Raw genomic sequence first — 14000 nt, forward strand, 5'->3', positions numbered from 1 at the left:
AAGGCTGCGGAGGAGGAGAAATGTTTGGAATTTAAAGGAGCTATGGGTGGGATCTACCGGCTTACAGAGTGGATTACGAGACTGGCCGCAACCAATCTGTTGTGGGCTATTTGTTCGTCTCCGTTCTTGTTTTTCTTGATTATGAAACTGCTCGTTATGCAGCAGAACCTCGCCAACGAATCATTGCAAATGAACTGGGCTATAGCCATTGTGGCACCGCTTACACTGTTCCCGGCGACGTCGGCGCTGTTTACGGTTGTTCGTAAATGGAATATGGGGGATACGGATGTGCCAATCTTCCGTACGTTCTTTGTAGGTTACAAGGAAAACTACAAGCAAAGTTTAATCGGGGGCATTTTCTACACACTGTTGTTCGCGATAATGTATCTGGATTATACCGTGTACATGACGCAGTTCCGCAACATGCAGCTCGTGGGAATCATTATGCTTGTGCTGCTTCTTTTGTTATTTGTATCGCTCTTTAACTTTTTCTCGATGGTTGTACATTATCACATGTCCATTGGACTCATTATCAAAAATGCAGTATTGTTAACGCTGATCAGACCATTCCGTGTGTTTTCCACATTGCTGGGAAGCGGCTTGCTGTTCTACATCGGTTTCCGTTATCCAGTTTTGTTCGTCTTCTTCATTATCAGCATCATTGCTTGGTTCGCGTTCTTTAACTTCTACGCCACGTTCAACAAGATGCAGGAACAGATGGAGAAGATGCAGCTGAAGAAGGAAGAAGAGGAAGCTGCTGCGCTGGCTGAACAATCCGCAGAGAATGGTGAAACCTCTGAGCCATCAGACGACAAAAACATTACATTGCAAAAATAAAACATGATGGATCGCCATTTACTTTTTACACAGTTAGGGATATAATAATTGTACATCCTGCGATGTACGTTTCGGTTATTCGTTGTTTTGAACCAATGATGATGTCTTCGGGAGATCAACACAGAATGTTGCTGAAAAGCCCTGTCTATACGACATGGGGACTTCAAAAAGCATTTTTGCGGTCACCCACCTGCCAAGCAGGTTCATAAGACAATGTAGCCGGACGGCATAGGCGGGTTCCTAAATTTTCTGTACAGCACCCTGACTTTCCCTCTTCTGAAGGAATCTCAGGGTGTTTTTAAGTTGTGATGATTGATTTTGCGATAAATATGATGCTTACCCTTTTGTTACTACTTGAACAATGTTACACTTAGATACATAAATGGAACGGTTACATTCAAAGGAGGAAGGGTCTTGACCTTAAAGAGAACGCTCGTCGGTATCATCCGCAGCATGGAGGGGACCAGCGATCGAGCCAAGGATCCCAAATTAAAAACACGGTATTATAACTTATCCAAAGATAGAGCCTGGGAAGAGGTCTCTTCGACACTCAAAAAGATTCCGGGTTATAAAGTGCTGCATGAAGTGCCTTCTGTTGGAGAAGTTATTTTGGAGAAGCGGACTACCTTTGGACGGACGATGGATATTACAGTTTCCATTATCTCGGTAAGTCCTGTTCGTAGTGCGGTGGATATGTATTCAGCTTCACGTGGTTCACTTGGAGATTTGGGTTCCAATTATCGCACGATTATGAACTTATTCTCTGTCCTGGATAAGAAGCTAAGCAAGTATAAAGCGAATGATTGAAATAGATGATAAATAACAAAAAGCGAGTGAAGGTTAACCTTCCTCGCTTTTGTTCTGAACGTATGGTCACTTCTACAGCAAAGCTTTTACAGCAGCAATGGCTTGTTCGAAGTTAGGGGAGTCCGTCATTTCAGGCAAATACTCCACATATGTAATCCGGTCTTCGGCATCCAAAACAAAAATGGAGCGCATGTCGAGTTGGAATTCTTTGATCAAAACGCCGTAGTCTTCACCGAAAGAACGTGTTTTGTAGTCTGACAATGTAACTACGCGGTCAACACCAGCTGCTCCACACCAACGGGCTTGAGCGAACGGAAGGTCAACGCTTACTGTCAACACAACAACGTTGTCTCCGAGTTCTCCGGCTTCAACGTTGAAGCGACGAGTTTGCGCATCGCATACGCCAGTATCCAGGGAAGGAACAACGCTGATTAATTTAATTTTGCCTGTAAAGTCTTTCAGGGAAGCATCTTCAACCAGGTTTTTGCTCAGGGTAAAGTCAGGTGCTTGATCGCCCACTTTCAGTTCGGGTCCGATCAAGGTAATAGGGTTGCCTTTGAATGTGGCTGCGCCTGTGCGTTCTTGTGTCATAATAATGTTCCTCCTTATAAATTGGTGATCCGTGCCAAAATCCATTATAATCTTTTATGAAAGGCATTGTCCAATTCGGACATGTACCATTACGATGGATCAGAGATGTAAGTCCGATCTGAACAGGGTGGAGTGAAAGAAGAAATTTATGATATTTATTCGCTATGAGAACTGGAAAGGTTATTTGAAGTATTTCCCTTTGACGTCGATTTTTTTAATTGCCAATGTTGTGATGTTTATTGTGTTAACGGTGAACGGTGGCTCAACGAACAATATGGTGCTGCTGAAATTTGGAGCACTTACGAATCATGAACTGTTCGCACAGGAGTGGTGGCGTTACATCACATCCATCTTCTTGCATGCGGGGTTCAGTCATTTATTGTTTAACAGCTTTGCGTTAATCGTATTTGCACCACCGATGGAGCGGTTACTCGGGTCAGTGAGGTATGGTGTTTTGTACCTGGGTGGCGGCGTATTGGGTAATATTCTTGCTGTTGCATGGTACAACTCGATTGGGAGCATTACCATCTCGGTAGGTGCTTCAGGGGCGATCTATGCCGTTTATGGTGCATTTCTTTATGTAGCGCTGTTCCAACGAACGATGATGGATGAAACTTCGCGCAAAACAATGTACACGCTGCTATTGTTCGGGATCATATTCTCCTTTGCCATGTCGGGCATCAATTGGATGGCACACCTCGGAGGATTGTTAGGTGGATTCTTCATTTACGGACTGTTGATCAGATTGTGGAAACCCCGCAGCTTAAAGCGGTAGTCAGAACGTTCTCAAGATGGAATGCAATCAAGGATAAGTAGGGTATAACAGATTGGAGCGATCAGGCGAGTGGAATTAAGACAGTTGCATTACTTTTTGAAAGTGGCACAGAAGGAACATGTAACACAGGCTGCTGAAGAGTTGCATGTGGCACAGTCGGCGGTGAGTCGTCAGATTCATCAGCTGGAAGAAGAACTGGGCGTGGACCTTTTTATGCAAAAGGGACGAAACCTGCAGCTGACTGCAGTGGGACAGCTTTTTTGCAAACGAATTGAAGGCATATTAAAAGATTTGGACAAGGCAGTGGGGGAAGTTCATGAGTTTCTTGACCCGGAGCATGGAGAGATTCGCATTGGATTCCCGCACAGCCTGGGGATTCATCTCATTCCTTCCGTTGTGGCTGCTTTTCGGCAGCGCTACCCCAACGTGAAATTCAGATTCAAGCAGGGGATGTTCCCTACATTAATTCGTGATGTGTTATCGGGAGAGGTAGATCTGGCATTCATTTCTCCTTTCCCGGAAAAGCATGATCAAGTCGATGGTGATATTGTACTAACGGAAGAATTACATGCCATCCTTCCTCCGAATCACCCGTTAGCTGGTGAAGAGACCATTGCGCTTGAACAGCTCAAGGATGATAAATTTGTTTTGTTCAGCAAAGGTTATTCTCTTCGTCCTATTGTGTGGCATGCATGTCTGGAAGCTGGTTTTACACCCAAGATCGCTTTTGAAGGGGAAGAGACCGACACCATCCGTGGATTGGTCGCTGCGGGCATGGGGGTAAGTCTCCTGCCGGAGATGGCACTATTCCAGACGAACCCGTTGCAGCCGGCACATGTAGCCATCTCTCATCCGAAAGTAACACGGACCATTGGCTTAATTCACCGGGCGGATGACAAACTGCCGCTGGTTGCCCAGTCCTTTCGATCGTTTTTGCTTCATTATTTTGGTTTACAACAAAACAATACCCCATCCGTTTAACGGTGGGGTATTGTTTTTTGTTGTATAGGTATCCAATTAATCGCGGCTGTTGAAGATTCCGATGTAACGAATCAACTCAAGTAATGAGATTAACGCTGCAGCGACGTAAGTCAAGGCTGCGGCATTCAAAACTTTGGCAACTCCTTTTTCTTCTTCGTTACGGATGTACCCTTCGGATACCATGATCTCTCTGGCACGATTACTTGCATTGAACTCAACCGGTAAAGTGATGAGTTGGAATGCTACAGTTACGGAGAAGAAGATGATACCGATCCCTACAAGGTTCATGGCATTGAAGAGGAATCCTGCAATCAACAGGAATGGAGCTAATCCGGATGCAAAGTTCACAATCGGGAAGATCCGGTGACGCAGTGCCAGCATCGGATAACTTTCTTTATGCTGAATGGCGTGGCCAACTTCATGACACGCTACCGAGACAGCTGAGATTGAGTTTTCATAATATACTGGTTCCGATAAACGTACAACCCGATTAATCGGATCATAGTGATCAGAGAGCGTGCCGCGTACGGGTTCAATTGGAACGTCGTGTAGCCCGTTAGCATCAAGCATCTGGCGAGCGGCATCATAACCCGTGATTCCGTTCTGGTTCGGTACTTCCGACCAACGTCTAAACGTACCTTTAACGCGAAATTGCGCCCATAAAGAGAGCAAAAAGGCGATAATGATCAATACGAACATACCGTTATTAAAACTCATATTCATTCCTCCGCTTTCTAAAAATAAGCTACATCATGGTGTTCTCAAGCAAGATTTTCAGTGCCTCCATTGTGCCCGCACTTTTGGTGAGAAGCCCTGCCATCATTTTGCGTGCTTGTACAGGTTTCATCTCTCCAAGTAGCGGTTTGAGTTCGTTAACCTCTCGCTCAAGTTGTTGTACATGAAGCTCCAATGTTGTCAATTTGCTGGCAACCTGTTCTTCTGTACTAACCAGACGCCACTTCTCAAGAGATTGCTTAATCTCGTCGAGACTATACTTCTCTTGTTTCATCTGTACAATACGTTCAAGCCTCGTTAAAGTTTCATTACTATAGAGACGGTAATTTTTTTGTGTTCGTTCTTCGGGAGCGATCAGGCCAAGCTTCGTATAATAATCGATCGTCCGTTCACTAACACCAGCGGTCTTGGCAAGTTCGCCAATCCGAAAAAGTTTCATATCCCCAATGATATTCACCTCGCTTGCAAGTTCAAATGTAGGGAATTGTAGCTTTCATTTACGAATTTCTATACTACGCCCAATTTTTCTTACTAATAAGTATGATACATGATCTTTAACCATACAGTCAAACGTTATGCTTTGGCGATCAGTGTACTTCATTTCTATATCTATGTACTCATAGAATGTGATTATGTACTTAAGTGCAAGAAAAAGACGTATGACTTTATTCCCAGAAATAATTTTCAGTTTTGATGAAAATACTCTTGTCAACTTTCCTCTCTTCTGCTTATAATGACATTAAGAGTTTCACGTTATGTGAAGAAACTTAACATAAGAGGGAGTGGGGTATATGAGAAAGAAATGGTTGGTTTCCGTGTTAGTAATGCTTACTTTGTTTGCTTTTCCAGTCAGCGCATTTGCGGCTGCGGAGGGTCCGACTAACATTGAACTTCAAAGCGGTTTGAACTCAGCCTTTACGTTTTTGGCTGTTGTACTCGTATTCTTGATGCAAGGGGGATTTGCTTTACTCGAAGCGGGTTCAACACGAATGAAGAATGCAGGACACATTGCGGGTAAGACCATCCTGACATTGGGGATTTCAGTTATTGCCTTCTGGGGACTGGGTTTTGGTCTAGGCTTCGGTAATGGTAATGGATTTTTTGGAACTACCGGATTCTTCCTGAGTGGAGACAGTATGGCAGCTTCCTTTGAATCACTGGCTTTCTCGGATGTTCCACTGACTATTAAATTCGTATTCCACCTTGCCTTTGCGGCGGTATCTCTGGCCATTGCCTGCGGTGGTATGGCTGAACGTGCGAAGATGAGCGTATATATTGTTTTCGGTACATTGTATACCATTATCATGTATCCGGTTGTTGCTCACTGGGTATGGGGCGGCGGCTGGTTGGCTGAGCTGGGTATGCAAGACTTTGCAGGATCGACGGTTGTTCACTTGACTGGTGCGACTGCAGCATTGGTAGCTACCATCTTGTTGAAACCACGTATTGGTAAATATAACAAAGACGGCAAACCTAACATCATTCCAGGTCACAACCAAGTGTATTCCGTACTCGGGGTTATTATCCTCTGGATTGGTTGGTTCGGATTCAACCCAGGTAGTACATTATCTGCTATGGGCGATGGATTCTTCGGTTATGTTGCATTGACCACTAACGTAGCTGCTGCAGCCGGTGGTGTTGCTGCGCTGTTAATCTCTTGGGCAGTACTTGGTAAGTCTGATATTCCTAGTATGTTAAACGGTGTGCTTGCGGCACTCGTTGCGATTACAGGAGCATGTGCATTCGTTGAACCTTGGGCAGCTCTGGTTATCGGTGCTTTGGCCGGTATCATTACATTCTTCACAGCACAGTACTTCGATCGTAAAGGAATTGACGATCCAATCTACGCTTTCTCTGTGCATGGTATCGCTGGTATGTGGGGGGCGATCTCCACAGGTTTGTTCGCTACTCCTGAACTTGCCGAAAATGCGGGTGTAGGTCAAGCGGGTCTGTTCTATGGCGGTGGATTCCACCAACTGGGGGTACAACTTCTAGGTCTGGCAGGTGCTTTTGCCTTCGTACTGGTAATGTCCTTCATTATTCTGGGCGGAATGAAAGCGATCATGGGCATCCGTGTTACTGAAGAAGAAGAAACAATGGGTCTGGATATCAGTGAGCACGGTACTTACGGATACCCTGAGCAAATGAAAAATGCAGAATCTAAATCGGGTGGCGGTACGTTCAGCTCCTGAGATAAATAATGCTGAAACATGCTTCAAGGAGGTTGGACATGATGGAACCCATCTCGTTTACGAACTATTCCTGCTCTTATCAGGGAATCGATGGTGCGGCGTCTGTTCCAGAACTGCGCCAGGCACGTGTGATATTACAGAATGAGCTCCAGGAATTGTTGTCCGCTTCCTTGTCGCCAATCGAGTGGTACCAGACGGTAAATGAACTGCATGACCGGATTGCACGGAAGGCAGTAGAGCTATGCATTCAGGGGATGGTTGAGGAAGGCTTCGGCCAACCTCCCGTCCCCTATGCCTTTATCGTATTTGGCAGTTCTGGCAGGGAAGAAGCAACGTTATGGAGTGATCAGGACAATGGCATGATTATTAGCGATATTCCACATGAGGGTAAAGGAGCATACTTTGCCGAGCTTGGACAGCGAATGACGGATGTGTTGGAGGGGCTTGGTTACGCCAAGTGCGAAGGTAAAGTTATGTGTTCAGAGCCCTTGTGGAGAAAAACGCTGGCGTCATGGAAGCAACAGTTAGCAGAGTGGAGTTCAGATCTGAATTGGGAGCCTGTTCGTAATCTGATCATCGCTTCAGACATGCGTTTTGTTGCGGGCGAGCAAAGCCTGGCAGAGGAATGGATTACGAGTTTTTATGAACAGTTTAGAATTGTTCCTGGACTTTCGGATGCCGTTCTTCGAAATACGGTTAAACATAAAGCTACATTAAATGTACTTGGACGTGTGGTCACGGAACGATTTGGTGAACATGCAGGCGGATTTGATGTCAAGTATGGTTTGTACATCCCGCTGGTGAACAGTGCCCGTTATTTGGCTTTGCAACATGGGATCAAGGAGTCATCTACGTTAAAAAGAATGGAGAGATTGACTTCACTTGAAGCTGTTCCGTTTACTTTGCTGGATGCATGCCAGCGGGCCTTTATTGCCGCTTTGAAGTTTCGTAGAAATACGCCGGTTGTCATTCAAGGAGATCTGCATCAGAGCAGTGGGTTCCTGGATGAGAAACAGATGAAACAAAAACAGATTCATTATGAGCTCAGGGATACGCTCGGGTTGGTACGACGAGTGCATCGTGCTTTGCAAAGACAGTTGCGTTTTGCAGAAAGGAGACGTCCATGAGAGAGCCGGCAAGGGGCAATACAGGATTCTGGAATTCGCTGCGTCAGGGAGGGGTTCCTTCCGCCATCGCTTCCATTATGGGAGCCCCTACGGCGCAACACATGGCGTTTATCCGCTCGATGATGAGAGAACAGCGCAGACCTGAGGTTCTGCATACGCCTCTAAATGAGCTGAACGCGGTTGTATTTGATCTGGAAACGACAGGTTTCTCGCCCCAGCATGGGGATGAGATTATCTCATTTGGTGCGGTCCGTATACATGGTGGTGTGGTGCTGGAAGGAGAACAGTTCTATACCGTGGTGCAGTCAAAGACTGCGGTTCCGGAACATATTACTGAACTTACAGGTATCACACAGGAGATGACGCTGGACGCACCAACTTTGCTGGAGGGATTGCATGACTTCATGTCTTTTGTAGGTGGAAGTGTTCTGATTGCACACGCAAGTGCGCATGATCGGGCTTTTCTGAATGCTGCTCTGTGGAGGACTTCGAAAGTAAGACTGACGCATCGTTTAATTGACACGATGATGTTGGCCCGCTGGCTTGAACCAAGCAGGCCGGGGTATGGTCTGGATGAATTGCTGGAATCCAGAGGCATTCCGATCCATGGACGTCACCATGCACTGGAAGATTCGAAAATGACTGCACAGTTATGGTCCTGTTATCTGGAGGACATGATGCGCAAAAATGTGGAGACCTTGGGTGATTTGTATACCCAGCTAAGTCACGCATAACCGAACGGGAAGCAGATGGTACGAAGGCACAACCCGTGTCTGATTCTGTGATTCCTTCGAGGATTCAATCTGATAACCGTTCAGATGCATATGAGATCGCAATCCGTTTGTTAGGTCAGGAGAGCCGATGAGGTACATCTGAAGCAAACCGGCGAAGGCCGGAAGAGCTTGCATGTCCTCTAAGGAAGGAACGGGCCTGGACTGCGGATGGGAATGGAAGATGCCAATAAGCTTAGGCTCGGAGAATACGCACCGAATCCATTCGGCATTGTCCAGAACAAAATGGTGCAGCGGGTCAGGTGCTACGTTACGAATGGGCTGAAACCGACTGATTCGTATACCGCCCGCTGCGGTTTCACCCAGCATAACCCCGCAGGCTTCTTGCGGCAGCGAAAGGAACATGTGCTTACACATCTCTTGTTCTACGGAAGAAGGGATGTAGAAAGTGTTTTGCTGTCCGTGAAGTGCTGCCATTTGTATTCACCCCTCTCTCTTTGGCTCCTGCTTTGGCAGGAGTCCTTTTTCATTTTATTTTCTATGATGTGGATTGTAAAATTTTAAAGGAAAAGGGTACAATATTAAAGAGTACGTTGGTGAATCATGTTCTGGTGAACTGTTATAGAGAGTGATCAACATTTAGCATGCACAGAAATTACGGTTTCAGCTTCAATATGCTAATTATATAAAAGGGTGGCTGGTTATGAAACGAAACATATACATACTCCTTGGTGTTGTCTTGCTGGTTGGTATTGCACTGGCCCAGAATGCGAATGACGGTATTGCTGCCGTATTTAAGCAGGAAGAACCCATGCCTACAGAGACGGGACCGCGTGCTGGTCTTCTGGCACCTGCTTTTTCGCTGACAGCAATGGATGGGAAAACGTATAGTGTGGGCGGAACCAAAGATAAGGCCACTTTCGTCAGTTTCTGGGCATCGTGGTGTGAGCCGTGTAAACAGGAAGCTCCGGAGCTGAACAAAATGGCTGAGAAATATAAGGATAAGCTTGACCTTTATGGCGTGAATGTTACATCCTACGATAAACTGAAAGATGCCAAAGCTTTTGTGGATGAGTATCACCTGACGTTCCCTATTCCCTTGGACGAGAAGGGAACAGTGTATGCTCAATATAATGGAGTCGCTTTTCCAACGAACGTATTAATTGACTCCAGAGGCGTTATACAGGAGATCGTTCTGGGCATAATGCCCGAGAAAGAGTTGGAACGTAAGATCAAAAAATTGATTGCAGATTAATTTTCTGCATAAAAAGAAGCCTTTGCAACCATGAATCATGGGTACAAGAGGCTTCTTTTTATTTTCCGGGAAATACACCTTAATGATTACTTAGCCCGTGAGTAGGAATAGGGAGTGTGTCGGGCTCATCCTGCAATTTTTCTTGAAGCAAGGCGTAGCGGAAACTGTGCACGAGAGCTTCCCAACTTGCTTCAATTACGTTCTCGGATACACCCACAGTGTTCCATGTGTTTTCTGTATTTTTCGATTCGATTAAAACACGAACTTTGGCAGCAGTGGCATCTTTCTCATCGAGTACACGCACTTTGTAGTCTGAGAGATGCATATTGGAAAGTGAAGGGAAGTATTGCACCAGCGCTTTCCGAAGCGCGTTATCGAGTGCGTTAACCGGACCGTTACCTTCAGCGGCGGTATAGACACTTGTTCCAGCTACATTAAGTTTGACAAAAGCTTCAGAAACAACGGATTTGCCAGCCGTCTTCTCCACAAGCATTTTGAATGATTCAAAAGTGAACAATTCTCTCATGTCACCGTTCGCTTCACGAATTAACAATTCGAGCGAGGCATCTGCGCCTTCGAATTGGTAACCCTGATGCTCCAGGTCTTTGATTTTCTCAATAATCTGACGTGAATTGGCACTGCTTGGATCGAACTCAAGCCCCAGTTCCTGCGCTTTGGATACAATATTACTCTGTCCGGCAAGTTCCGATACCAGTACACGTTGCTTGTTACCCACCAGTTCAGGCACGATATGTTCATACGTACGGGAATCCCGCAGGATGGCAGAGACGTGAATTCCACCTTTGTGAGCAAAAGCGGCATTGCCGACATAAGGCTGATTTATCGGCATATTTACATTGGCAATCTCGCTAACATAACGAGCCACATTCGTAAGTTGTCTCATAGAATCCTCAGTAACACATTCATAACCAAGCTTCAATTGCAGATTCGGGATAATGGAGGCGAGATTGGCGTTACCGCAACGTTCTCCATAACCGTTCATCGTTCCTTGAACCTGACGGGCTCCGGCTTGTACTGCGCTAAGTGTGTTGGCCACAGCCAGTTCGCAATCATTATGTGTATGGATGCCGAGATGGGCGTGAGGCAGGCTTCTATGCAGTGTGGATACGATCTCGTGCACTTCGTTCGGCATTGTCCCGCCGTTGGTGTCACACATGACAAGCCAGTCCGCTCCAGCCTCGTGAGCCTTGGTCAAGACAGCTTGAGCATACTCGGGGTTATGTTTGAAACCGTCAAAGAAGTGTTCTGCATCAAAGATGACTTCCATGCCATTCTGTTTCAGATAGGCGATGGAATCATAGATCATGGACAGATTCTCTTCCAGTGTGGTTTGCAAAGCAGTATGCACGTGGAAATCCCATGATTTTCCAACAAGAGTTGCGGCCTGGGCACCAGATTCGATCATGCGTTTCAGGTTGGCGTCTTCACTAGCGACACTGCCTTTACGGCGTGTACTGCCAAAAGCAACGACCTTTGCGTTCAGGTTCAATTCCTTGACTCTTTTGAAAAACTCAATGTCCTTGGTATTACTGCCGGGAATTCCGCCTTCAATATAATGGACACCCAGGTCATCAAGCTTCTTGGCAATTTTGAGTTTGTCATCTGCCGATAAGCTGACACCCTCCCCTTGTGTGCCGTCACGTAAAGTCGTATCGAAGATGGAAATGGCCTTTGACATGAAGATCCTCCTTTGAGATAAAGCGCTCTTTTAAAAGTTTGGATTGTAAGTTTGGAAAAGCAGTTAAGTACGTTAATCGACAAATCCTTCGATTCGGCAACGCTACACTGTGTTAAACTGGATGCGTGGATTTGTCCTAAAGTCGTCAATTTGTATAATTAATTATTATAGCACCATTATAGCCAAATGCTACATAGAAATCGCAGTTTCATGTAATAATTAACGGATTTTAGAGCTAAAAGAAGGATGTTAATCATAATTCATATGTATGTTATAATTTATTATTGCGTTTTAATAGGAATATATGGAAGATAAGGAGGGTTGATTTTGAGTATTGTATGGGAAAATATAGTTATTACTCTGATCACTTTGATCCTTTTTGTGAGTGTAGGCTGGTTAATTATTCGGTCACTGATCAGATCTCGCAGAAAATAAAAACCTTGACTGAATTAACATAACGGGTTTGATATACTATAGAAGAAAGTAAATTATTTTTCATTATTTAGTGTGCATGAAAGGGTGGGGGTCATGATGTCTTATGACGGCAATCCTCCAGCGAATGTGGACCAATATTACCCTACAGCCGGACGGGTGATTCTGCATGTGGATATGAATGCTTTTTACTGCTCTGTACATGAAGCGGAGGAACCGGATCTATATAGAGGAAAAGCAACGGCCGTTGCGGGCAGCAGCGAACTGCGCAAGGGTGTAATCGTAACCTGCTCATATACAGCTCGTAACCGGGGGATCTCAACAGGCATGGTTGTACACCAAGCGATGAAGAAGTGTCCTGATCTCATTGTGATTCGGCCCGATTTTCATTTATATCGTCAATATTCAAGAGCGTTCATGCAGATTGCGTATAGTTACACCCCTCAACTTGAGGCAACATCCATTGATGAGTGTTATCTGGATATTACAGGCTCAAGGCAATTCGGAAATCCGATGGAGATTGCAGAGAGCATTCAACGTAGAATCAAGGATGAATTGGGGTTGCCATGTTCCATTGGCATTGCACCCAATAAATTATTGGCGAAAATGGCCTCGGATCTGAAAAAACCGAACGGTATCTCCATTTTACGCATGAGGGACGTACCCCGGATTCTCTGGCACAGGCCATGTAACGAGATGTTTGGCATTGGCAAAAAAACAGCCGAAAAGCTGAAAAAATTGGGCATTGAAACGATTGGTCAACTGGCCAAGTCGGATGAGAACATGCTAACCGAAATATTCGGAGTCAATGGATCGTGGCTCAAAAATTCTGCGAATGGCATTAACCATTCCACCGTTCACGCGGAACGGGAAGCCAATAAATCGATTGGGCATACAACCACTCTGCCGGCGGATGTATCGGATATGAATGAGATTCATCGGGTTTTCCTCAATATCAGTGACCAGGTAGCCAGAAGATTGCGCAAGCACGAAATGTTCAGCCAGGGTATTCAGATTACGATCCGGACACCGGATATGAAGACCATCACCCGATCACGTCTCATGGAAGTTCCTACGGAGGATGCAGCGGTCATTTACCGTGAGGCATGCAAACTATTCGGGAAGCATTGGGGTGGTGGCAAGCCTGTACGAATGCTGGGTGTGACACTTCAAAACCTGATTCCAAGAGAAGAATCGGCTGTGCAGATGGACTTGTTCGAATATGAGCAGAAGCCGAAGAAGGACAATCTGATTCGCATTATGGATCAGTTACGTGATAAATTTGGTGAGAATGCTGTTGTGACCGCAGGCATGCTTGGGGATGATCCTTCCGTGCTGCTTCGCAATCATAAAGTGCGCGGCACATCCCTGCAAAAAGATAACTTGCAAAGTCTTGATTAAATAGGGGATAATAAAGACTTGTGGTTGCAAAATGATTTGTAATTATTCTTACTTTGGTTTAATATGTTTCTAGATAAAAACACTGTACGTTTCGAATTTTAGGAGGAGAGAATGTAAATGAGTAAATATACTTGGGTTGAAAAAGACACTTGCATCGCATGTGGCGCTTGTGGAGCAACGGCTCCAGACATCTACGATTACGATGATGAAGGTTTGGCAGAAGTTATCTTTGACGGCGATGCTAACAAGGGTGTTAAAGCTATTCCAGACGACTTGTTTGACGATATGCAGGATGCATGCGACGGCTGCCCTACAGATTCAATCAAAGTAGCGGACGAGCCTTTCAATAAAGAGGGTTAAGGTTTTCTCACATGAATACTGAGCACTTTCTTTTGTCTTTACGACAAGGGAAGGTGCTTTTTTTATTTTCATTTTAC

At 45.3% G+C, this 14000-nt stretch carries 15 protein-coding genes and 1 other RNA gene; 11 read left to right on the forward strand and 5 right to left on the reverse strand.

The genetic code is table 11. The features are described from left to right. Positions 1–24 precede the first annotated feature (24 nt). The 3 genes from ACTHPG_RS05320 to ACTHPG_RS05330 all read left to right on the forward strand — a co-directional run bounded on the left by ACTHPG_RS05320 (position 25) and on the right by ACTHPG_RS05330 (position 1644). Entirely contained in the window at positions 25–837 is an 813-nt protein-coding gene (locus tag ACTHPG_RS05320; protein WP_017689383.1) for a YesL family protein, read from the forward strand. Between the two features lie 51 nt (positions 838–888). Next, a non-coding RNA gene (ssrS, locus tag ACTHPG_RS05325) (6S RNA) lies at positions 889–1080 on the forward strand. 171 nt (positions 1081–1251) lie between these two features. After that, positions 1252–1644, forward strand: a complete 393-nt coding sequence (locus ACTHPG_RS05330) for a DUF1499 domain-containing protein (protein ID WP_017689382.1) — start codon at positions 1252–1254, stop codon at positions 1642–1644. Between the two features lie 72 nt (positions 1645–1716). On the opposite strand, the gene tpx is transcribed toward ACTHPG_RS05330, so the two are convergent. Continuing rightward, entirely contained in the window at positions 1717–2235 is a 519-nt protein-coding gene (gene tpx / locus ACTHPG_RS05335) for a thiol peroxidase (protein WP_440388086.1), read from the reverse strand. A gap of 148 nt (positions 2236–2383) precedes the next feature. On the opposite strand from tpx, the gene ACTHPG_RS05340 reads away from it, so the two are divergent. Further along, positions 2384–3010: a rhomboid family intramembrane serine protease gene (locus ACTHPG_RS05340; protein WP_440388087.1), complete on the forward strand. Its 627-nt coding sequence runs from the start codon at positions 2384–2386 to the stop codon at positions 3008–3010. A 69-nt stretch (positions 3011–3079) separates the two neighbouring features. Beyond that, the gene (locus tag ACTHPG_RS05345; RefSeq protein ID WP_440388089.1) at positions 3080–3991 is read left to right on the forward strand and encodes a LysR family transcriptional regulator; all 912 of its coding nucleotides are present in this window, start codon (positions 3080–3082) and stop codon (positions 3989–3991) included. A 36-nt stretch (positions 3992–4027) separates the two neighbouring features. Here ACTHPG_RS05345 and ACTHPG_RS05350 read toward each other — a convergent pair whose 3' ends face one another. Together ACTHPG_RS05350 and ACTHPG_RS05355 are read right to left on the reverse strand one after the other, a co-directional pair. Then, entirely contained in the window at positions 4028–4708 is a 681-nt protein-coding gene (locus ACTHPG_RS05350; protein ID WP_076330476.1) for a zinc metallopeptidase, read from the reverse strand. Positions 4709–4736: 28 nt separating this feature from the next. Further along, entirely contained in the window at positions 4737–5165 is a 429-nt protein-coding gene (locus ACTHPG_RS05355) for a MerR family transcriptional regulator (RefSeq protein WP_017689377.1), read from the reverse strand. A gap of 352 nt (positions 5166–5517) precedes the next feature. On the opposite strand from ACTHPG_RS05355, the gene ACTHPG_RS05360 reads away from it, so the two are divergent. The 3 genes from ACTHPG_RS05360 to ACTHPG_RS05370 are packed head-to-tail and all read left to right on the forward strand — an operon-like array spanning position 5518 to position 8779. Further along, positions 5518–6918 (forward strand): ammonium transporter, encoded by a 1401-nt coding sequence (locus ACTHPG_RS05360; protein WP_440388091.1) that lies wholly within the window; start codon positions 5518–5520, stop codon positions 6916–6918. 41 nt (positions 6919–6959) lie between these two features. Next, positions 6960–8045 carry a DUF294 nucleotidyltransferase-like domain-containing protein gene (locus ACTHPG_RS05365; protein WP_440390136.1) on the forward strand — a complete coding sequence of 362 codons (1086 nt, stop codon included), beginning with the start codon at positions 6960–6962 and terminating at the stop codon, positions 8043–8045. Beyond that, entirely contained in the window at positions 8042–8779 is a 738-nt protein-coding gene (locus tag ACTHPG_RS05370; protein WP_440388093.1) for an exonuclease domain-containing protein, read from the forward strand. The genes ACTHPG_RS05365 and ACTHPG_RS05370 overlap by 4 nt, the downstream gene beginning before the upstream one ends. Here ACTHPG_RS05370 and ACTHPG_RS05375 read toward each other — a convergent pair. After that, a complete protein-coding gene (locus tag ACTHPG_RS05375) occupies positions 8765–9253 on the reverse strand; it encodes a Mov34/MPN/PAD-1 family protein (protein ID WP_440388094.1) in 489 nt (162 codons plus the stop codon). The two genes, ACTHPG_RS05370 and ACTHPG_RS05375, sit on opposite strands and share 15 nt — an antisense overlap. 226 nt (positions 9254–9479) lie before the next feature. Here ACTHPG_RS05375 and ACTHPG_RS05380 point away from each other — a divergent pair, with 226 nt between their 5' ends. Continuing rightward, a complete protein-coding gene (locus tag ACTHPG_RS05380; RefSeq protein ID WP_440388096.1) occupies positions 9480–10031 on the forward strand; it encodes a TlpA family protein disulfide reductase in 552 nt (183 codons plus the stop codon). Positions 10032–10110: 79 nt separating this feature from the next. Here the strand turns inward: ACTHPG_RS05380 and cimA are convergent, their stop codons facing one another. Further along, entirely contained in the window at positions 10111–11730 is a 1620-nt protein-coding gene (gene cimA / locus ACTHPG_RS05385; RefSeq protein WP_440388097.1) for a citramalate synthase, read from the reverse strand. Positions 11731–12261: 531 nt separating this feature from the next. On the opposite strand from cimA, the gene ACTHPG_RS05390 reads away from it, so the two are divergent. Next, positions 12262–13563 carry a DNA polymerase IV gene (locus tag ACTHPG_RS05390; protein ID WP_440390137.1) on the forward strand — a complete coding sequence of 434 codons (1302 nt, stop codon included), beginning with the start codon at positions 12262–12264 and terminating at the stop codon, positions 13561–13563. Between the two features lie 117 nt (positions 13564–13680). After that, complete coding sequence (locus ACTHPG_RS05395) at positions 13681–13923, forward strand: ferredoxin (protein WP_433752559.1); 243 nt, start codon at positions 13681–13683, stop codon at positions 13921–13923. Positions 13924–14000 lie beyond the last annotated feature (77 nt).

Source organism: Paenibacillus sp. SAF-068 (genome assembly GCF_051967555.1).
In the GTDB taxonomy this organism is placed as follows: domain Bacteria; phylum Bacillota; class Bacilli; order Paenibacillales; family Paenibacillaceae; genus Paenibacillus.

Excerpts from the sequence above, each read along its gene's own strand:
- tpx (WP_440388086.1), bottom strand. The coding sequence starts at position 2,235 with ATGACACAAGAACGCACAGGCGCAGCCACATTCAAAGGCAACCCTATT.
- ACTHPG_RS05340 (WP_440388087.1), top strand. The coding sequence starts at position 2,384 with ATGATATTTATTCGCTATGAGAACTGGAAAGGTTATTTGAAGTATTTC.
- ACTHPG_RS05350 (WP_076330476.1), bottom strand. The coding sequence starts at position 4,708 with ATGAGTTTTAATAACGGTATGTTCGTATTGATCATTATCGCCTTTTTG.
- ACTHPG_RS05355 (WP_017689377.1), bottom strand. The coding sequence starts at position 5,165 with ATGAAACTTTTTCGGATTGGCGAACTTGCCAAGACCGCTGGTGTTAGT.
- ACTHPG_RS05360 (WP_440388091.1), top strand. The coding sequence starts at position 5,518 with ATGAGAAAGAAATGGTTGGTTTCCGTGTTAGTAATGCTTACTTTGTTT.
- ACTHPG_RS05365 (WP_440390136.1), top strand. The coding sequence starts at position 6,960 with ATGGAACCCATCTCGTTTACGAACTATTCCTGCTCTTATCAGGGAATC.
- ACTHPG_RS05370 (WP_440388093.1), top strand. The coding sequence starts at position 8,042 with ATGAGAGAGCCGGCAAGGGGCAATACAGGATTCTGGAATTCGCTGCGT.
- ACTHPG_RS05375 (WP_440388094.1), bottom strand. The coding sequence starts at position 9,253 with ATGGCAGCACTTCACGGACAGCAAAACACTTTCTACATCCCTTCTTCC.
- ACTHPG_RS05380 (WP_440388096.1), top strand. The coding sequence starts at position 9,480 with ATGAAACGAAACATATACATACTCCTTGGTGTTGTCTTGCTGGTTGGT.
- cimA (WP_440388097.1), bottom strand. The coding sequence starts at position 11,730 with ATGTCAAAGGCCATTTCCATCTTCGATACGACTTTACGTGACGGCACA.
- ACTHPG_RS05390 (WP_440390137.1), top strand. The coding sequence starts at position 12,262 with ATGTCTTATGACGGCAATCCTCCAGCGAATGTGGACCAATATTACCCT.
- ACTHPG_RS05395 (WP_433752559.1), top strand. The coding sequence starts at position 13,681 with ATGAGTAAATATACTTGGGTTGAAAAAGACACTTGCATCGCATGTGGC.